This is a genomic window from Terracoccus luteus, from assembly GCF_003635045.1.
GTDB classification, from domain to species: Bacteria; Actinomycetota; Actinomycetes; order Actinomycetales; family Dermatophilaceae; genus Terracoccus; species Terracoccus luteus.
Genome location: NZ_RBXT01000001.1, coordinates 3,047,153 through 3,064,138 on the forward strand (window position 1 = coordinate 3,047,153; position 16,986 = coordinate 3,064,138).

At 74.3% G+C, this 16,986-nt stretch carries 22 protein-coding genes; 11 read left to right on the forward strand and 11 right to left on the reverse strand.

Annotated elements, in window-relative coordinates:
* The first annotated feature begins 78 nt into the window (after window positions 1–78).
* Both DFJ68_RS13845 and DFJ68_RS13850 read left to right on the forward strand, forming a co-directional pair.
* A complete protein-coding gene (locus tag DFJ68_RS13845; RefSeq protein ID WP_121034098.1) occupies window positions 79–267 on the forward strand; it encodes a hypothetical protein in 189 nt (62 codons plus the stop codon).
* On the forward strand, window positions 264–1,745 hold the full coding sequence (locus DFJ68_RS13850) for a glycosyltransferase family 39 protein (protein WP_121034100.1): 1,482 nt from the start codon (window positions 264–266) through the stop codon (window positions 1,743–1,745). The genes DFJ68_RS13845 and DFJ68_RS13850 overlap by 4 nt, the downstream gene beginning before the upstream one ends.
* Here the strand turns inward: DFJ68_RS13850 and DFJ68_RS13855 are convergent.
* Genes DFJ68_RS13855 through DFJ68_RS13875 form a run of 5 tightly spaced genes read right to left on the reverse strand, consistent with a single transcriptional unit; the run spans window position 1,733 to window position 5,817 of the window.
* Entirely contained in the window at window positions 1,733–3,871 is a 2,139-nt protein-coding gene (locus DFJ68_RS13855; RefSeq protein ID WP_170165777.1) for a penicillin acylase family protein, read from the reverse strand. The genes DFJ68_RS13850 and DFJ68_RS13855 overlap by 13 nt on opposite strands.
* A complete protein-coding gene (locus DFJ68_RS13860) occupies window positions 3,868–4,275 on the reverse strand; it encodes a PPOX class F420-dependent oxidoreductase (RefSeq protein WP_121035387.1) in 408 nt (135 codons plus the stop codon). Before DFJ68_RS13860 ends, DFJ68_RS13855 begins: the two co-directional genes overlap by 4 nt.
* 13 nt (window positions 4,276–4,288) lie before the next feature.
* Entirely contained in the window at window positions 4,289–4,762 is a 474-nt protein-coding gene (locus tag DFJ68_RS13865) for an NUDIX domain-containing protein (RefSeq protein WP_121034104.1), read from the reverse strand.
* 10 nt (window positions 4,763–4,772) lie between these two features.
* Window positions 4,773–5,213, reverse strand: coding sequence for a hypothetical protein (locus DFJ68_RS13870; RefSeq protein ID WP_121034106.1), 441 nt, complete (start codon window positions 5,211–5,213; stop codon window positions 4,773–4,775).
* A gap of 4 nt (window positions 5,214–5,217) precedes the next feature.
* On the reverse strand, window positions 5,218–5,817 hold the full coding sequence (locus DFJ68_RS13875; RefSeq protein ID WP_121034108.1) for a GNAT family N-acetyltransferase: 600 nt from the start codon (window positions 5,815–5,817) through the stop codon (window positions 5,218–5,220).
* A 143-nt stretch (window positions 5,818–5,960) separates the two neighbouring features.
* Here DFJ68_RS13875 and DFJ68_RS13880 point away from each other — a divergent pair, with 143 nt between their 5' ends.
* The gene (locus DFJ68_RS13880; protein ID WP_121034110.1) at window positions 5,961–6,356 is read left to right on the forward strand and encodes a DUF2237 family protein; all 396 of its coding nucleotides are present in this window, start codon (window positions 5,961–5,963) and stop codon (window positions 6,354–6,356) included.
* Window positions 6,357–6,490: 134 nt separating this feature from the next.
* A complete protein-coding gene (locus DFJ68_RS13885; RefSeq protein WP_121034112.1) occupies window positions 6,491–7,315 on the forward strand; it encodes a hypothetical protein in 825 nt (274 codons plus the stop codon).
* Between the two features lie 112 nt (window positions 7,316–7,427).
* On the opposite strand, the gene DFJ68_RS13890 is transcribed toward DFJ68_RS13885, so the two are convergent.
* The gene (locus DFJ68_RS13890) at window positions 7,428–7,877 is read right to left on the reverse strand and encodes a YdeI/OmpD-associated family protein (RefSeq protein WP_121034114.1); all 450 of its coding nucleotides are present in this window, start codon (window positions 7,875–7,877) and stop codon (window positions 7,428–7,430) included.
* A 42-nt stretch (window positions 7,878–7,919) separates the two neighbouring features.
* Here DFJ68_RS13890 and DFJ68_RS13895 point away from each other — a divergent pair, with 42 nt between their 5' ends.
* Complete coding sequence (locus DFJ68_RS13895; RefSeq protein WP_276330705.1) at window positions 7,920–8,975, forward strand: GTP pyrophosphokinase; 1,056 nt, start codon at window positions 7,920–7,922, stop codon at window positions 8,973–8,975.
* Between the two features lie 173 nt (window positions 8,976–9,148).
* Here DFJ68_RS13895 and DFJ68_RS13900 read toward each other — a convergent pair whose 3' ends face one another.
* Complete coding sequence (locus DFJ68_RS13900) at window positions 9,149–9,700, reverse strand: DinB family protein (protein ID WP_245963656.1); 552 nt, start codon at window positions 9,698–9,700, stop codon at window positions 9,149–9,151.
* A gap of 117 nt (window positions 9,701–9,817) precedes the next feature.
* Here DFJ68_RS13900 and DFJ68_RS13905 point away from each other — a divergent pair, with 117 nt between their 5' ends.
* The 3 genes from DFJ68_RS13905 to DFJ68_RS13915 all read left to right on the forward strand — a co-directional run bounded on the left by DFJ68_RS13905 (window position 9,818) and on the right by DFJ68_RS13915 (window position 13,397).
* Complete coding sequence (locus DFJ68_RS13905) at window positions 9,818–10,444, forward strand: LysE family translocator (RefSeq protein WP_121034120.1); 627 nt, start codon at window positions 9,818–9,820, stop codon at window positions 10,442–10,444.
* A gap of 71 nt (window positions 10,445–10,515) precedes the next feature.
* Window positions 10,516–12,075, forward strand: a complete 1,560-nt coding sequence (locus DFJ68_RS13910) for an FAD-binding oxidoreductase (protein WP_245963657.1) — start codon at window positions 10,516–10,518, stop codon at window positions 12,073–12,075.
* Window positions 12,072–13,397 carry an SAM-dependent methyltransferase gene (locus tag DFJ68_RS13915; RefSeq protein WP_121034122.1) on the forward strand — a complete coding sequence of 442 codons (1,326 nt, stop codon included), beginning with the start codon at window positions 12,072–12,074 and terminating at the stop codon, window positions 13,395–13,397. Before DFJ68_RS13910 ends, DFJ68_RS13915 begins: the two co-directional genes overlap by 4 nt.
* On the opposite strand, the gene DFJ68_RS13920 is transcribed toward DFJ68_RS13915, so the two are convergent.
* The 3 genes from DFJ68_RS13920 to DFJ68_RS18340 form a co-directional block, all read right to left on the reverse strand.
* Window positions 13,334–13,555: a hypothetical protein gene (locus DFJ68_RS13920; RefSeq protein WP_121034124.1), complete on the reverse strand. Its 222-nt coding sequence runs from the start codon at window positions 13,553–13,555 to the stop codon at window positions 13,334–13,336. The genes DFJ68_RS13915 and DFJ68_RS13920 overlap by 64 nt on opposite strands.
* Window positions 13,556–13,678: 123 nt before the next feature.
* Complete coding sequence (locus DFJ68_RS13925; protein ID WP_121034126.1) at window positions 13,679–14,014, reverse strand: YnfA family protein; 336 nt, start codon at window positions 14,012–14,014, stop codon at window positions 13,679–13,681.
* Between the two features lie 24 nt (window positions 14,015–14,038).
* On the reverse strand, window positions 14,039–14,434 hold the full coding sequence (locus tag DFJ68_RS18340) for a VOC family protein (protein WP_170165778.1): 396 nt from the start codon (window positions 14,432–14,434) through the stop codon (window positions 14,039–14,041).
* Window positions 14,435–14,655: 221 nt separating this feature from the next.
* Between DFJ68_RS18340 and DFJ68_RS13935 the strand changes: the two genes are divergently transcribed.
* The gene (locus tag DFJ68_RS13935) at window positions 14,656–14,907 is read left to right on the forward strand and encodes an ECF-type sigma factor (RefSeq protein WP_276330706.1); all 252 of its coding nucleotides are present in this window, start codon (window positions 14,656–14,658) and stop codon (window positions 14,905–14,907) included.
* A gap of 60 nt (window positions 14,908–14,967) precedes the next feature.
* Complete coding sequence (locus DFJ68_RS13940) at window positions 14,968–15,786, forward strand: alpha/beta hydrolase (RefSeq protein ID WP_121034130.1); 819 nt, start codon at window positions 14,968–14,970, stop codon at window positions 15,784–15,786.
* A gap of 33 nt (window positions 15,787–15,819) precedes the next feature.
* On the opposite strand, the gene DFJ68_RS13945 is transcribed toward DFJ68_RS13940, so the two are convergent.
* A complete protein-coding gene (locus DFJ68_RS13945; RefSeq protein ID WP_121035389.1) occupies window positions 15,820–16,452 on the reverse strand; it encodes a class I SAM-dependent methyltransferase in 633 nt (210 codons plus the stop codon).
* A 105-nt stretch (window positions 16,453–16,557) separates the two neighbouring features.
* Here DFJ68_RS13945 and DFJ68_RS13950 point away from each other — a divergent pair, with 105 nt between their 5' ends.
* Window positions 16,558–16,977: a glyoxalase superfamily protein gene (locus tag DFJ68_RS13950; RefSeq protein WP_121034133.1), complete on the forward strand. Its 420-nt coding sequence runs from the start codon at window positions 16,558–16,560 to the stop codon at window positions 16,975–16,977.
* The last annotated feature ends 9 nt before the right edge of the window (window positions 16,978–16,986 follow it).

Below are 16,986 nucleotides of genomic sequence, written 5' to 3' on the forward strand. Positions count from 1 at the left end.
CCACTGTGGCACCGCGCGACTGCCCCGCCCGCGCGCCGCGCCGTGGGCGACGCGGGCCCGGCGACCTAGGGTGGGGCCATGTCGCGTCACCTCAAGCTCGGCCTCGGTGCCGCCCTCTTCGTGCTCGGTGCGCTCTGGACGCTGCAGGGACTCGGTGCGATCGGCGGCAGCGCCATGAGCGGCGTCACCCTCTGGGCGGTGGTCGGGCCCCTCGTCGCGCTCGTCGGGGTCGTGCTCGCCGTGCGGGGCGTGCGCACCCCCCGGTGAGCGACCCGCCGGCGCTCCCCCGCCTGGCCGGCGGACCCGTCGGCTCCGCCCTCGCCGCCCTCGCGGTCGCCCTGACCGTGGCCGGCGACCGCTACGGCTGGTTCCGCGACGAGCTGTACTTCCGGCTGCTGCCGCCCCGCCTCGCCTACGTTGACCAGCCGCCGTTCACGCCGCTGCTCGTGCGCGGGATGTCGGCCGTCGTCGACGAGGTGTGGGCCGTGCGGCTGCCCGCCACCGCGGCCGCCGTCCTGGCCGTGCTGCTCGTCGCCCTGCTGACCCGTGAGGTGGGCGGGGGGCGCCTCGCGCAGGGCCTGGCCGCGTGGGGCTACGCCTTCGCCGCCATCCCGGTCGCCTTCGGGCACACGGCCATCACCGCGGGGTGGGACGTCGTCGCGTGGCTCACCGTCGCGCTGCTCGTCGTGCGGGCCGTGCTGCGCGACCGGCCCCGCCTCTGGGTGTGGGCCGGCGTCGTCGTCGGGCTCGCCTGCTGGAACAAGCTGCTCGTGCCGCTGCTGCTCGCCTCGCTGGCGGTGGGACTGCTCGTGTGCGGCCCTCGCCGGCTGCCGTGGCGCCACGTGCTGCTCGGCGCCGGGCTGGCCGCCGTGGTCGCCGCCCCGCAGCTGCTGTACCAGGCGACGAACGACTGGCCCCAGCTCGGCATGGCCCGGGCGCTCTCGGCGCAGAGCGGGTCGGCCAACCGGGTCCTGCTGGTCCCCTTCCTGCTCGTGCTGCTCGGGCCGGTGCTCGTCCCGGTGTGGGTAGCCGGCGTGGTGTCGCTGCTGCGCCGGCCGGACCTTCGACCGCTGCGTTTCCTCGCCGTCGCGGTCGTGGCCTCCGTGGCCCTCGTCGGCCTCGGCTCCGGCTCGCCGTACTACGTGCTCGGTCTCCTCGCCGCGGCGTACGCCGTCGGCTGCGTCCCCGTCGCGCGGTGGCTCACGTCGCGCCCCGACGGCGTCCGGCGCCGCGAGGGGCTGCGGGCCGTGGCCGCCAACGGTCTCGTCGGCGCGGTCGTCGGCCTGCCCGTGCTGCCCCTGGCCGTCGTCGCCGCGACCCCGGTGCCACAGGTCAACGTGGGCCTGCAGGGGTCGGTCGGCTGGCCGGAGTACGTCGACCAGGTCGCCGCGGTCGTCACCGCCCTCGACCCCACCGAGCGCGCCGGCGCGGGCATCGTCACCTCGACCTTCGGCGAGGCCGGTGCCGTCGACCGCTTCGGCCGTCCGCTCGGGCTCCCGGCCCCGGCCAGCGGCCACAACGCCCTCGCGGACGTCACCGCGCCGCCCGACGGGCGGGTCACCCTCGTCGTCGTGGGCGACCGGGCGCTCGCGGTCGCTCGCGGCAACGCCACGTGCACCGTCGTCAGCCGGCTCGACCATGGCCTCGGCGTCGACGGCCCCGAGCAGGGCCAGCCCGTCGCCGTGTGTCGTGACCCGGCGCAGGCGTGGACGGCAGTGTGGCCCCGGTTCCGCTACCTCGGCTGAGCGCCGGCAGCGCCCTCACCGAGGCCGCCGCCGACCGCCCCGAGCCGCACGGCCACCCACGCGTCGAGCTGGTCGAAGGCGTGCGGGTCGGTGCTCTCGACTGTGGAGCAGGCGGAGCCGAACGGCACGGTCCACCCGCTCGCGGCGACGTCGCCCACCTGCCAGGCGTAGCGCGCGACCGGGCCGACGAGGCACGCGTCGTCGACGCCCGGTCCGCTGCTCGCGGCGAGCACGCACCCCCGGTCGCCGGCGACGGCCACGTCGGGTGGCGCCGGGGCGCCGGGCCGTCCCGAGAGGGCGTGCACGGGCCGCAGCCGGTGGGTCTCCCCCCACGTGGTCGGGGCGGTCGAGGTGTCGTGGACCTGGGCCGCGACGGCCTCGAGCGCGGCCCGGACCCCGTCTCCGACCCGGATGCCGTACCGCTCGTCGGTGCCCGCGAGCCGGGCCAGCGTGGGCCAGGCCGCCCCCACCTGCACCGTGACGTCGACCCAGGGGAGGAAGAGGGGTGACCAGCCCGTCGGCTCGTGCAGCGGCGCCAGCACCGGGTGCCCCGCCACCCACCGGACGAAGGCATGGCGCCACGTCGCGAAGAGCGCGGCGCCGGCGCTGCCGGGGTCGCTGTGGCCGTCCCAGGCGAGCAGCCGCCGGCGCACCCCGGCCGCCGCGGGTGACAGGGCGGACTCCTCGACGGCGCCGACGAGCTCGGCCATCGGGGCGGCCTGCCCGTTGAGGGTGTCGGCGTGGATCGCGGCGCAGTCGTCGACGGTGAGGCCGGTGCGGTCGCCGACGAGCTCGCGGATGCGGCGGGCCCGGAAGGGGGTGGCGTAGTCGACCCCGAGGCCGCCGCCGCTCGCCCGGTCGTTGGCGCTCACCATGACGTCGTCGACGACGCCGACCTGCCGCTCGGCCCAGCCCGGTTGCCAGGCGCGCTCGGGGTCCCAGGCCGGCACGGGCAGGTACCGGTTGCGCTCGGGGCGGACCGGCACCCGGCCCGCGAGCAGGTGCCGCACGTCGCCGTCGACGTCGGCGACGAGGGCGCTGTTGACCGGCTCGACCCAGCGGTCCAGGGCCGCCACGACATCGGCCGTCGAGCGGGCCCGCAGCAGCGGCAGCAGGGCCGCGAAGCCGAGGTCCGCCCCGGTCTGCGTCGGCGTGCGCAGGCTGTGGGTCGCGCCCGTCTCGTCGTCGAGACCGGTGACGACGGGTCCGCGGGGCGTGACGACCACGCTCACCTCGACCGGCGGGCCGCCTCGCACCGCGACGGTCTCCGTCGTGGAGTGGGCCGCCTGCCAGCCCGCGGGACCGCGGGCCTCGAGCCCACCGGCATCCGAGGGGCGGAGCTGTTCGAGGGTGAGGTCCTGGTAGTCGGCCATCGCGTTGGTGATGCCCCAGGCGACGGTGCCGGCGTGCGCGAAGTGCTGCACGCCGGGCACCCCGGGGAAGGTGAAGCCGACGACGTCGACGCCGGGGCACGCGAGGCCGACCTGCTGGTAGCAGCTCGGCAGGTCGATGGTGCGGTGCGGGTCGCCGGCCACGATGGGCCGCCCGCTCGCCGTGCGGTGGCCGCCGACGACCCAGGCGTTGCTGCCCGCCGCGTGCACCCCCTCGGTGGCGAAGAGCGGCAGCCAGGGCTCGCCCAGCCGCTCGACGACGGTCGACGCGAACAGCTTGCCCGGGAAGGTGCCGAAGAGCAGGTGGATGCCCCAGAAGATCCCGAGCGGCGTCCACGGGGCCCACGGTCGCGGCCGGTCGGCGAGCGCCTGCAGCCCGAGCAGGCGCATCTCGGTCGAGCGTGAAAGACCTTGCGACAGAGTCGAGTTCACCCCGTCGACGTACGCCTCGACGAACTCCCTCGTCTCGTCGTCGAGCCCCTCGAAGCAGCGCCGGGCGGTGTGCTCGAGGCGCACCTGCCGCGCGAACCGGTCCCAGGCCAGCCCCGACGGACCCTCGTGCTCGGCGACCCGACCCTCCATCCGCCACCGGTGGTGCTCGAGCTGCCAGGCGCGGTCACGGGCCGCCGTCTCACCCTGCAGCCGCGCCAGCGAGACGACGTCGTCGGCCCAGAGGTGCGCGACGCCCAGGGCGTCGCGGCGCACCGCCGGGCGGGAGGAGCCGGAGGCCGTCACTCGGCCTCGCGCAGCTTTCCCCAGCCGTGCCAGCGTTCGACCTCGACGACGGCCGTGACGCGTGGCCGGTCGCGCACCGCGTACGGACGACCGGTGTAGTGCGTCGCGATGCGGTCGATGTCGACGAGACCCTCGTCGTCGGTGAGAGAGACGACCCGGCCCTGCAGGCTCACGTGGGTGATCCAGTCGGCCGGGTCCATGGCGCTGAGGCTCACCCGCGGGTCACGGCGCAGGTGCTGCAGACGGACGCGACCGGCATCCATGTTGAGCACGACGTGGCCGTCCTCGAAGAGGTACCACGTCGGCACCGAGACGGGCGCGCCGTCCTTGCGCAGCGTGCTGACGGTCGCGTAGTTCGGTCGCGCGAGGAACTCCGCGACCTCGGGGGGCAGGTCGGTGGGCATGCCCACCACTCTGTCACCACCGACCCTCGGACGCCTCGGACGCCTCGAGCGCCTGGACGAGCGCAGCCCGCGAGGGGGGGTGCGGCGCGGGCGGGAGCCGCCCGAGCGCGAACCACGCCAGCCCGTCGTGCTCCTCGGGCGCGGCGTTGGTCGGCGTGCCGTGCCACCGCGGCACGATCCACGGGCTGAGCAGCACCGGTGCACCGGCCGGCTGCACCCGCCAGTGGCCGAGGTGCGTGGGGCCACCCTCCTGCCGCGTCTCGACGCGGATGCCGAGCTCTTCGCGCAGCTCGCGCGCGAGGGCCTCCCGCTCGCTCTCGCCGGGTTCGACGACGCCGCCCGGCAGGTCCCACACGTCGGGGAAGGCCGCCTTGTCGGGCCGCCGGTGCACGAGCAGCAGGCGGTGGTCGGCGACGAGGGCACCGAGCACGACGACGAGCGGACCGGCATCCGTCGGTGGTGGTGGCGGCGGCTCGGCGGTCGGCACGGGACGCGGCTCAGGCGCGGCCGGTGTACCGACGCTCGATCTCGCGGAAGAAGGCGTTCGACAGGCGGCGGTACGAGCTCGCGGTGAGCCGGACGGTCTCGCCCTCGCGCAGACCCAGCTCTGCGTGCCGCGCCCCGGCCGGTGCGGGGAGCACGGCGCCGCCGTTCTGCATGAGCGAGGCCGCGAGCAGGCGCACCTCGGCGAGGACGCCGCCGGGGCTCGCCTCGAGGTCGGGGTCGCGGTGCACGAAGTAGCCCTCGAGCACGAGGAGCATGTTGTTGAAGAACTCGGTCTCGAGCGAGTCCAGGGCGTTGGCGACCTCGCCGTTGGGGTCGTCGTCGTCGTGGCCCCGCACGCTGACGAGGAGCGAGTGGAACATCGCCGCCTGCGACTCGTCGCGCGCCCGGCACGAGTCGACGTAGTCCTGCTCGTACCTCTTCACCCCGCCCATCGCCTCAGCCTAACGACCGCGCCGCCCACCCGTCGGCGGTGACCTCGTAGCGCAGCCCGCCCTGCTCGGCGCCCTCGACGTCGAGCATGTCGTCGGGGGTCTCGAGCCGCTCAGTGACGGACAGGCCGAGCTTCTCCAGCACCCGCTGGGAGCGCAGGTTCAGCGCCATCGTCTCGGCCCAGACGAGCCGGACGTCGAGCTCGGTGAACGCCTGGTGCAGCAGCGCCGCCGACCCCTCGGTCGCGTAGCCCGCACCCCACGCCGACCGGCGCAGGCGGTAGCCGAGCTCGGCCTCCGACGTCGGGCCCGACGGCTCCGGCCGCAGCACGAACCAGCCCACGAACGAGCCCGAGTCGCGCTCGTGCGCCGCGAAGACACCGAAGCGACCGTCCCAGCGCTCGTAGGCGGCGAGGATTCCGGGCAGCTGGCGCTCGCGCACCACCTCGGCGGGGGTGGGCCGGCCCCCGGTGATGAACCGGGTCACCGCGGGGTCGGCGTCGAGACCGACGAGCAGGTCGGCGTCGTCGGCCGTGAAGCGCCGCAGCACGAGGCGGTCGGTCGTCAGGTACGTCTGCCCCGTGTGGTGCTCCCCTGGCCGTGTCACGGCTCGATCATGGCGTGGCCGGCGGTCGCCGGCCACGGGTTTTCGACGGTGCGCGGCCGGATGCCGGGCCGCTGCGGCCGGCGCGTCGACGTCCTCCGTGACGCGCCACGGTGGGTGGCCACCCGACTCGCTACCGTGGGCGCATGGTGCGGGGTGAACGCAACGTCCTCGGAGGGCCGCTCGAGCCGTGCGGCACCGACCCCCTCACCGGGTTCTACCGTGACGGCTGCTGCACGAGCGGCCCGGAGGACCGTGGCAGCCACACCGTCTGCACGGTCGTGACGACGGAGTTCCTCGAGCACCAGAAGCGGGTCGGCAACGACCTCGCCACGCCGCGGCCCGAGTGGCGCTTCCCCGGTCTCGTCGCCGGCGACCGGTGGTGCGTGGTGGCGGCCCGGTGGCTGCAGGCCCAGCAGGACGGCGCCGCGGCTCCGGTCGTGCTCGCCGCGACGCACGAGCGGGCGCTCGACACCGTGCCGCTGCAGCTGCTCCAGGCCTACGCCGCCGACGTGCCCGACGACCCGAGCTCGCTGCTCTGACGCCCGCCGCGGGTGACAATGGGCGGGCCGGGGCGACAGGGGCCTCGACCGTCGTCTCGGAGGTGCACGTGCGCAGGGGTCTCACACGCGGTCGGTCGACGACGGGGACGACGACAGGGACGACGACAGGGACGGTGAAGACGGCGGGCGGGCTCGCCCTGGCCGTCGTGCTGACGCTGTCCGCGTGCTCGACGGGCTCGACCGGGCAGGACTCGGGCACGACGGGAGCGCAGGTCACCGGCACGGGCGCCACGACGGCATCCGGCTCGACATCGGTGCCGACGACGGCCGGAACGAGCGGCACGGCCGAAACCACCGGGACGACCGGCGCGACGGGCCAGCCCTCGACGTCGACCGGGCTGCCGGGCACCGGCACGCCGTCGGCCACCGGCGGGGTCACGACGCCGGGCGCACCCGGAACGCCCACCGTCCCCGGCGGCGGCGCCCAGCTGCCCGTGACGACGGCGCCCTTCGAGCGCACCAGGGCGCTCGCCGACTACCAGGCCGTCATCGCCGCCGTGGCCGCCATCGACCGGGCCCCGATCACCGGTCCGCAGGCGAGCGCCCAGCTGCAGGCCCTGGCCGACCGCTTCACCGCCCTCATCGCGACCGGCTCGCCCGACGGCGTCGACGGGCCGAGCTACTACGCCCGCCTCTACTCGTTGCAGCTCTTCACCGCCGCCGCGGCGCGCGAGGCAGCCTCGGGCTCGCCGCAGGCCACCAACCGCTATGCCCTGCTGCGGCAGGAGACGGGCACCCTGCTCTCGCTCGTCTCCCCGGCGCTCGGCACGACGCTGACCCTGCCCGTGCCGGGTGCCCCGGGCGGGGCCACCCCGGGCACGCCCGGGGCGACCACGACGCCCGGCGCCACCGGCCTGCCCGGCGGCACGAGCACCACCGGGCCGAACGGCATCCTCGGCTCCACCAGCACCACCTCGAGCGCACGCGCCGGCATCTGAGGCGGCACGTCGACGGGCGACGCGGCGACGCCGAAGCCGACGGCGGGCGAGCGCACCACCGTCGGCCCGATGAAGTCGCCCGGCGGAGGCACGGCCGTCCCCCGGTCGCGCGTCAGGGGACCGAGCGCTCCCGAAGCGCGGTCATGACGGCGTCGACGCGCCGCCGGCGGGTGGCCTCGGCCTTCGCACCGTCGACCGACAGGGCCAGCCGTGACCGGCGGCTGTGGCTGAGCGACTCGAAGTACGTGCGGGCGTCCGCGTCGGCGACGAGGGCCTCGTCGAGCTCGGCCGGCAGCTGAACCTCGCGCGGTGCCGCGTCGAGCTCGAGGTCGACCTCGTACGTCGACCCGGCGGTCATCCCGCTCTCGGCCCGCCGCTGGCCGCTCACCCCGAGCAGGTAGCGCCCGCCCATGCGGGCGATCGAGGTCCGGAACCTGTACCCGTCGACGGTCACGGCGACCTTGGGCCGCCCACCCCCGCCCAGCGCCTCGACGACCGGGTCCGGCACCTCGAAGCCGGTCGTCGTCCCACCCGTCGCCAGCAGCTCGCCCGTGAACCTCATGTCGCGATGATGACAGCCCCGCCCCTCGGGCAGGATGGATTCGTGTCCCCTTCCGAAGCACCCCGCGGCCGGCAGCACCAGTCGCCGCCCGAGTCGCCGCGCCGGTCGCGGCGCGACGACGACGTCGTGCGCGACGCCGTCGCCACCTACGCCGAGCGGTGGGCCGAGACCGACGCCGCCACCGGACGCTTCCTCGAGCTCGTGACGGGGCTGCTCGACGAGGCGGGCATCAACTACCTCAGCGTCACCGGGCGCACGAAGTCGGTGGAGTCGTTCGCCGGCAAGGCCGCCCGCATCCACGACGGTCGGCTGCTGCACCCCGACCCCCTCACCGACATCACCGACCAGATCGGGCTGCGGGTCATCACCTACGTCCACGGCGACGTCTCGGCGGTCGCCGACCTGCTCGGCGACGAGCTCGCCGTGCTCGACGACCGCGACCTCGGCCAGGAGACGGCGAACGAGGGCCGCTGGGGCTACGCGAGCCGCCACCTGCTCGTCTCGGTCGACGCCAGCCGCACGGTGCCGCCCAGCCTCGAGAGCCTGCGCCGGCGCAGCGCGTCGGTCCAGGTGCGCACCGTGCTGCAGCACGCCTGGGCCGAGTTCGAGCACGACATCCGCTACAAGGGCTCCGTGCCCGCCGAGCACGCACCCGACCTCGACCGCCGGTTCACCCTCGCCGCAGGGCTGCTCGAGCTGGCCGACCGCGAGTTCTCGGCCATCCGAGACCGGCTGCAGGAGGTCGCCCCCGAGCCGCGCCCGGCGCCCGACGAAGACCCCCGCATCGCCGCGACCGACCTCGCCGCCTTCCTCGCCGGGAGGTACTCGGATGCCGGGTGGTCGCGCACCGACCACTACGCCTGGGTCTCGGGGCTGCTGCTCGAGCTCGGCATCACCTCGCTCGGCGAGCTGGCCCGCGCCCTCGACGACGTCGACGAGGCGTCGGTCAGCGCGCACATGGGCTACAAGTACCCGCCCGGTGCGGTGCGCCGGCTCGACGACACCCTCCTCGCCGCCTACGGCGAGCGTTACGTCGGCCTCACCGGCAACGCACACCGGCAGGGCGCGCTCGAGGGGCGCCTGGCCAAGCTGCGCTGACCGGTCGCTGACCGGTCGCGGGTCATGTCGCGCGTCATGTCGCGGACCATGGGGTCCTGACCCCACCGTTCGCGACATGACGTGCGACATGACCCCGTCGACCCGAAGATCAGTCGGTGTCCGCTGCCGTCAGCACGACACCGGATGCCGGGTGGGCGGCAGGTGACCGCCGGTCACTCGCCGGTCGTACCGTCGACCGCCTCGCGCAGCAGGTCGGCGTGGCCGTTGTGGCGGGCGTACTCCTCGATCATGTGCAGCAGGATCCAGCGCAACGTGAAGGTCTGGTTCTCCTTGCGCGAGAGCGTCGCCGACCGGTGCTCGAGCCCGCCGTCCGCGAGGGCGCGCTCGATGTCGGCCCGGGCCCGGGACACCGCCGCGTCGTGCAGGGCGAACAGCTGCTCGGGGCTGTCGTCGGCCGCCGTCCGGAACTCCCAGTCGGGGTCGGCGTCCCAGTCGACGGAGGCCCACGGCTGGCGGTGCGCGTCGCCGTGCAGCACCTCGCCGAACCAGCTGTCCTCGTTGAGCGCCGTGTGCTTGAGCAGCCCGCCCAGGGTGAGGCTCGACGACGGCAGGGTCCGGGCCAGCTGCTCGGCCGTCAGCCCGGACGCCTTCTGTCGCAACGTCGCCCGGTGGTAGTCGAGGAACGCGACGAGACTCGTGGCCTCGTCGGCGTCCAGCGGTGGGTCGGTCCTCGGTACGTCCGGGCTCTCGTCGTCACTGGTCACCCACGGCAGGCTAGACCGCGACGAGCCCCACGGCATCCGAGATGCACGTCACGACGGCCCCTGCCCGTCAGGTGGAAACCACTGTCGCCGGTGAGCCCGGCCGAGGATGCTGTGCCCATGCCGTCCTCCAGCCAGTGGCTCGCCTTCGTCGTGGCCTCCATCCTCTTCATCCAGGTGCCCGGCCCCAGCCTGCTCTTCACCATCGGGCGCGCCCTCACCGTCGGGCGACGCGAGGCACTGCTCTCGGTTGTCGGCAACGGCATCGGTGTGACGACCCAGGTGCTGCTCGTGGCCGTCGGGCTCGGCGCCGTCGTGGCGGCGAGCGCCACGGCGTACACCGTCGTCAAGGTCGTCGGGGCCGCCTACGTCATCTGGCTCGGGGTACAGGCGGTGCGCAGGCGCGCCGAGGCGCGCGAGGCGCTCGAACGGCAGGTCGCCGCCCGCCGCGGTCGCGCGCTGCGCATCGGGTTCGTCGTCGGCGTCACCAACCCCAAGACGATCCTCTTCTTCGTCGCCTTCCTCCCCCAGTTCACGAACACGGCGGCGGGTCACGTCGGGGCGCAGATGGCGCTGCTCGGCCTCGCCTTCGGGGTCATGGCCGTCTGCTCTGACAGCGTCTGGGCCCTGCTGGCCGCCCGCGCGCGCACGTGGTTCGCCCGCGAGCCGAAGCGCCTCGACACGCTCGGGGCCAGTGGCGGCGTCATGATGGTCGGCCTCGGCGCCCTGCTGCTCGCCCGGGAGTGACGGCGGACCACGGACCGCCGCTTCCGGGACTCCGGGTGCGGGCTGTCAGGCGGATGCGATAGAACGTCGTGGTGCCAGTGCGACCGGCCACCAGTGCCCCCCTCACCGCCTCGACGACGGTGACGGATGCCGGTGCGTCCGCTCCCGTGCGCACGGTCGAGACCGCGGCCGAGCGGTCCCACGCCCGGGCGCTGGCCGAGGTGGAGCGGGCCTTCCGGGCCCTGCCGACCGACCGCCCGGTGCGGCTGGCCAAGCGCACCTCGAACCTGTTCCGGGCCCGGTCGGCAGGGCCGACCGCGGGCCTGGACGTGTCGGCCTTCCACGGGCTGCTCGCCCTCGACCCCGGTGACGGCGAGCGCCCACCCACGGCGCGGGTCGGGGGGATGACGACCTACGAGGAGCTCGTCGACCTCCTCCTGCCGCACGGCTTCGTGCCCCTCGTCGTGCCGCAGCTGCGGACCATCACCATCGGCGGTGCCGTGACCGGGCTCGGCATCGAGGCGGCGTCGTTCCGCAACGGGCTGCCGCACGAGTCGGTGCTCGAGATGCGCATCCTCACCGGCACCGGCGAGGTCGTCACGCCGCGACCCGACAACGAGCACGCCCGCCTCTTCCGCACCTTCCCCAATTCGTACGGCTCGCTCGGCTACGCGCTCGACCTCGTCATCGAGCTCGAGCGCGCCGAGCCGTACGTCGCCCTGCGCCACGTCCGCTTCGCCTCGCTCGAGCACCTCGTCGAGGCCGTCGACACCGTCATGGGCGAGCACGTCTGGGAGCAGGAGCGGGTCGACTTCGTCGACGGCGTCGTCTTCTCGGCCACGGAGGCGTACCTCACCCTCGGCCGCTGGACCGACGACCTCGGCGGCCTCCCCGGCCCGAGCGACTACACCGGTCAGGACGTCTTCTACCGGTCCCTGCAGCACCGCCGCACCGACGTCCTCACCGCGCACGACTACCTCTGGCGCTGGGACACCGACTGGTTCTGGTGCAGCCGCGCCTTCGGGGCGCAGCACCCGCTCGTGCGCCGGCTCTGGCCGAAGCGGCTGCTGCGCAGCGACGTCTACTGGCGCATCGTCGCCTTCGAGCAGCGGCACGGGGTCATGGCCGGCCTCGAGCGCCGCCGCGGGTTGCCGCCGCGCGAGCGGGTCATCCAGGACGTCGAGATCCCGCTGCACCGCACGGCCGAGTTCGTCGAGTGGTTCCTGCGCGAGGTGCCGATCGAGCCGGTGTGGCTGTGCCCGGTGCAGCTGCGCCCCCGTGACGACGCGTACGACGCGGACGACGCGGACGACGCGGCCGCCGCGGCTGACGAAACCACCGACGCGACCGACGGGACGACCGAGGCGCCGTGGCCGCTCTACCCGATGCGCCCCGGCGAGCGGTACGTCAACGTCGGCTTCTGGTCGACCGTGGCGGTGGAGCCCGGCGCGCGCGAGGGCGACGTCAACCGCCGCATCGAGGCGAGGGTGACCGAGCTCGGCGGTCACAAGTCCCTCTACTCCGACGCGTACTACGACGAGCAGACCTTCGCCGCGCTCTACGGCGGCGCGGCCTACGAGCCGGTGAAACAACGACACGACCCGCGGGGGCGCTTCCCCTCGCTCTACGAGAAGGCGGTACGGGCTCGATGACTCTGACGGTGGGACAGGCTTTCGACCGGCTCTTCGGCAGCGACGCGCCCTTCCGCGTCGTCGCCTTCGACGGCTCGACGGGCGGGCGCCCCGACGGGCTCGTGCTGCGCCTCACGAGCGAGCGTGGCCTCAACTACCTGCTCACCGCCCCCGACACGCTCGGCATGGCCCGCGCCTACCTCATGGGTGACCTCGTCATCGACGAGATGAACGAGGGCGACCCCTACGAGGTGCTGCGCCTGGTCGGTGACGGGCTGCACTCCAAGCGCCCCCACGTGAAGGATGCCGCCCTGCTGGCCCGGTTCGTCGGCCGCGCCGGCGTGCACGTCCCCGAGCTGCCCGCGGTCGAGACGCCGACCTCGGTGCACCGTCTCGCCCACGGGCTGCGCCACGGGCGCCACCGCGACGCCGACGCCATCAGCCACCACTACGACGTGAGCAACGCCTTCTACGAGCGCGTCCTCGGTCCGTCGATGACGTACACGTGCGCGTGCTACCCGCGCGACACGGCATCCCTCGAGGAGGCCCAGGCGTACAAGTACGACCTCGTCGCCCGCAAGCTCGGGCTGGCGCCGGGGATGCGGCTGCTCGACATCGGGTGCGGGTGGGGTGGCATGGTGCGCCACGCCGTGCGGCACTACGGCGTCACGGCGCTCGGGGTGACGCTCTCGCGCGAGCAGGCGTCGTGGGCTCAGGCGCGCATCGAGGCGGAGGGGCTGGCCGGTCGCGCAGAGGTGCGCCACGCCGACTACCGCGACGTCACCGAGCGCGGGTTCGACGCCATCAGCTCGATCGGGCTCACCGAGCACATCGGAGTCAAGAACTACCCGTCGTACTTCCGCTTCCTGCGCGAGCGGCTGCGCGACGAGGGTCGCCTGCTCAACCACTGCATCACCCGCCCCGACAACCGGCACGCCGGGCTGCCGTCACGCGGCTTCATCAACCGCTACGTCTTCCCCGACGGCGAGCTGACGGGGTCGGGCGACATCGTGCGGGTCATGGAGGACGAGGGCCTCGAGGTGCGCCACCACGAGAACCTGCGCGAGCACTATGCGCGCACGTGCGGGGCCTGGAACGCCAATCTGTCGAAGAACTGGGACGACTGCGTCGAGCTCGCCGGGCTCGACATCGCGCGGGTGTGGGGCCTCTACCTCGCCGGGTCACGACTCGCCTTCGAGCGCAACGAGATCCAGCTGCACCAGGTGCTCGCCTCGCGCACGACCACGTCGGGCGCGTCGGGCTTCGAGCTGCGCCCCCGCTACGAGCCGGCCGACTTCGGGGTCGACCTCGCCGACGAGTTCGACACCGCCAGCCTCGGCTGAGCCGGGGCCTGCTTCGCGCCCGTCGCCGCGTAGCCGACGGGCGCGGGGTCCTCGGCCGAGTCCCACGCCGGGTGGGTGGCGAGGAAGACCGCGACCGCGAGCAGCACGGCGACGAACGCGGCGGCCGGTGAGACGCGCCATCCACGGGATGTGAGCACGGGGCCTCCTCGGGGGTCGGTGTCGCTCGGGTCGTTCTGACCGTCGACGGTAGGGCGCCCGGCTGGGACGACCCTGCCCTCCGCCTGTGAGCCCGCCCGCGCCTGCTGTCCAGCGTGGGCGGTTCAGCCCGAGCGGGGCGCGTACATGACGAGGCCGACCCCGACGAGGCAGACGAGCGCTCCGGCGACGTCCCAGCGGTCGGGCCGGAACCCGTCGACGACCATGCCCCACACGAGCGAGCCGGCGACGAAGACACCGCCGTACGCCGCGAGGATGCGGCCGAAGTTCGCGTCGGGCTGCAGCGTGGCGACGAACCCGTAGAGGCCGAGGGCGACGACCCCGGCGCCGACCCACACCCAGCCGCGGTGCTCGCGCACCCCCTGCCACACGAGCCAGGCGCCCCCGATCTCGGCGAGCGCGGCGAGCACGAAGAGCAGCAGCGATCGGGCGACGGTCACGACGTCATCGTCGCAGACGGCGGGTCACAGGTCGCCGGCCGCGCGCCGTTCGTCGTCGCTGCGCAGGATGCAGAACTCGTTGCCCTCGGGGTCGGCCATGACGAACCAGCCCTTGCCGTCGGGGGTCCGGCGGTCCTCGACGTCGGTCGCGCCCAGCCCCAGCACCCGCTCGTGCTCGGCGTCGCGGCCCCGGTCGACGGGCCTAAGGTCGAAGTGAACCCGGTTGCGCGACTGCTTGGCGTCGGGCACGTCGATGAACAGGATGCGGTGGCTGCCGTCGGGCGAGTGGATCATGCACTCCTCGTGGCCCGGCTCGTTCGGGTCGTCGGGGTCCTCGTGGTAGCCGAGCAGGTCGGCCCACCAGACCGACTGCGCGTGGGCGTCGAGGGCGTTGACGGTCGTGTGCGACAGGGCGAGCATGCGCCCAGTCTGCTCGGGCGGGCGGGCCCGTGTCGCTGGGATTGTCGGGCCGGGCCGAGGCTCGTGGAGGGCTCTCGTCGTCAGGGCGACGCAGAACCTCCACGGGACCTGCGCGGGACGCACGGAACCCCCGGTGCCCCGGCGTGCACCCACGGCCACGGATGCCGTCAACCCGGGTTGACGGCATCCGTGACCGCTCGTACGGTTGACGTCAACCGCGGTTGACGCGGGCCGACCCAGACGGCCGGGGAGGCCACGTGGAGGTGCAGGCGATGGTGCGGCTGGCGGAGGCGACGGGTGACGACGACCCGCGGGCGGCGCTCGTGGCGGCGCGCGAGCTGCGAAGGGCGGCGGAGCGGGCCGAGGCGACGGTCGTTCGACGGGCGAGGCTGCAGGGGCTGGCCTGGTCCGAGATCGCCGAGCAGCTCGGCGTCACCCGGCAGGCCGTGCACAAACGATACGGGCGGCGCTGAGCCCGACGACGAGCGCGGCTGCCCTTGCACCGTGGCGGCGTCCACGCGAGGGTGGCTGGCATGGACGAGAGCGAGCTGGAGTACGACGGGCACGGCGGGGTCATCCGGGGGCGGCGCTGGTCGGGTGACGCCCCGGCCGACCACGTCGTGCTCGTCGTGCACGGCTACGGCGAGCACGTCGGCCGGTACCCGCACGTCGCGAGGCGGCTCGTCGACGACGGTGCCGTCGTCTACGGCGCCGACCACGTCGGCCACGGCCGCAGCGACGGCGAGCGGGTGCTCGTCACCGAGTTCGAGTCGGTCGTCGACGACGTCCACACCCTCGAGCAGCGGGCCCGTGACGAGAACCCCGGGCTGCCCGTCGCGGTGGTCGGGCACTCCATGGGCGGGCTCATCGCGGCGCGGTACGCCCAGCGGTACGGCGACGGGCTCGCCTGCGTCGTGCTCTCCGGGCCGGTGCTCGGCTCGTGGGGCGCGATGGAGGGTCTGCTCGCCGCCGACGAGATCCCCGACGTGCCGATCGACCCGTCGACGCTGAGCCGTGACCCCGCGGTCGGCGAGGCGTACGTTGCCGACGACCTCGTCTGGCACGGGCCGTTCAAGCGCCCGACCATCGTCGCCATGCAGCGCCTGCTCGAGGCGATCACGGCCTCCGGTCCCGTCGACGTGCCGATGCTCGACCTGCACGGCGAGGACGACCGGCTCGTGCCGATGGCGGAGTCGCGCGCCGGGTGGGCGGCCATCCGCGGCGAGCGCTCGAGCGAGCGCAGCTACCCCGGCGCGCGCCACGAGATCTTCAACGAGACAAACCAGGACGATGTGCTCACCGACGTCGTCACCTTCATCCGCTCCCACCTCCCCCGTCGAGAGGCCATATAGGGGGCACCGAAAGGCCGACCGGCGCCCGGGGCATCAGCGCCGGCGAAGCACGACGACGATGTCGAGGGCGACCCGCTCACCGTCGGCGGTGGGCACCGGTCGATCGCGCACCCCGGCGTCGACGACGTCGACCGGCAGCCCGGCCACCTCGGCGATCACCTCGTCGGGGTCGTACAGCACGTCCCTGCTGCTCGGACCGCCGTGCCCCTCGGTGAGGTTGCGGCCCGCGTGGCCCACGACGACGAGGCGCCCACCCGGTCGCAGCGCCTCGACCCCGCGGCGCCAGGCCTCGGCCCGCTCGGGCAGTGGCAGCTGCAGGTAGCAGAAGAGCACGGCGTCGTACTCGCCCGTGGCGCCCGGTCCGGCCGGCCGCGGTGCCGCCTGCGTGGCGTCCGAGACCACCGCGGTCAGTCGCCCGGAGTCGTCGCCCAGTCGCTTCGTCGCCAGCGTCCGCATCCGCTCGACGGCCACCACCGAGTAGTCGGATGCCATGACGTGCCAATCCTGCTCGGCCAACCAGATCGCGTTGCGGCCTTCACCCGCAGCGACGTCGAGCACGGCGCCGGGCGACAGGTCCGAGAAGATCTCCGCCACGAAACGGTTGGGCTCCACCGACCAGACGAGGTCGGTGGCGGCGTACCGGGCGTCCCAGTCCGATGCGTCCACGACGGGCACCTCCTGCAGCGCGGTTCCGGCGGTCGACTCCGCCCTCGGCCCCAGCGTAGGCCGCGGGCGTATCGTGCGGTCGACGTCGGACGGAAGGACCAGCTCGTGAGCAGCACCGATCGACCGGCCGCGAACGCGGCGATCCCCATCCTGCGCATCTTCGACCGCGCCAAGGCGTACGAGTTCTACCGCGACTTCCTCGGCTTCGAGGTCGTCTGGGAACACCGCTTCGAGCCGGACCTGCCGCTGTACGCCGAGGTCCGGCGCGACGGCATCCGGCTGCACCTGAGCGAGCACCACGGCGACGCCAGCCCGGGCGCCGCCGTCATCGTCGAGGTCGACGACGCCCGAGCCCTGCAGGAGCGGCTGCTCGCCGCCCGGTACGGCTTCGCCCGGCCGGGGCTGAGCGACGACGGCTGGGCCCTCACCGTCACGGTGACCGACCCGTTCCACAACCGCATCGTCTTCGCCGAGCGCACGAGCACGAACCCACCGGCCGACCGGGTGCCGCCGGCCGACGACTGACCCGTCCAC

Excerpts from the sequence above, each read along its gene's own strand:
- DFJ68_RS13845 (WP_121034098.1), top strand. The coding sequence starts at position 79 with ATGTCGCGTCACCTCAAGCTCGGCCTCGGTGCCGCCCTCTTCGTGCTC.
- DFJ68_RS13860 (WP_121035387.1), bottom strand. The coding sequence starts at position 4,275 with ATGCCCACCGACCTGCCCCCCGAGGTCGCGGAGTTCCTCGCGCGACCG.
- DFJ68_RS13870 (WP_121034106.1), bottom strand. The coding sequence starts at position 5,213 with ATGGGCGGGGTGAAGAGGTACGAGCAGGACTACGTCGACTCGTGCCGG.
- DFJ68_RS13880 (WP_121034110.1), top strand. The coding sequence starts at position 5,961 with ATGGTGCGGGGTGAACGCAACGTCCTCGGAGGGCCGCTCGAGCCGTGC.
- DFJ68_RS13890 (WP_121034114.1), bottom strand. The coding sequence starts at position 7,877 with ATGAGGTTCACGGGCGAGCTGCTGGCGACGGGTGGGACGACGACCGGC.
- DFJ68_RS13905 (WP_121034120.1), top strand. The coding sequence starts at position 9,818 with ATGCCGTCCTCCAGCCAGTGGCTCGCCTTCGTCGTGGCCTCCATCCTC.
- DFJ68_RS13915 (WP_121034122.1), top strand. The coding sequence starts at position 12,072 with ATGACTCTGACGGTGGGACAGGCTTTCGACCGGCTCTTCGGCAGCGAC.
- DFJ68_RS18340 (WP_170165778.1), bottom strand. The coding sequence starts at position 14,434 with ATGCTCGCCCTGTCGCACACGACCGTCAACGCCCTCGACGCCCACGCG.
- DFJ68_RS13940 (WP_121034130.1), top strand. The coding sequence starts at position 14,968 with ATGGACGAGAGCGAGCTGGAGTACGACGGGCACGGCGGGGTCATCCGG.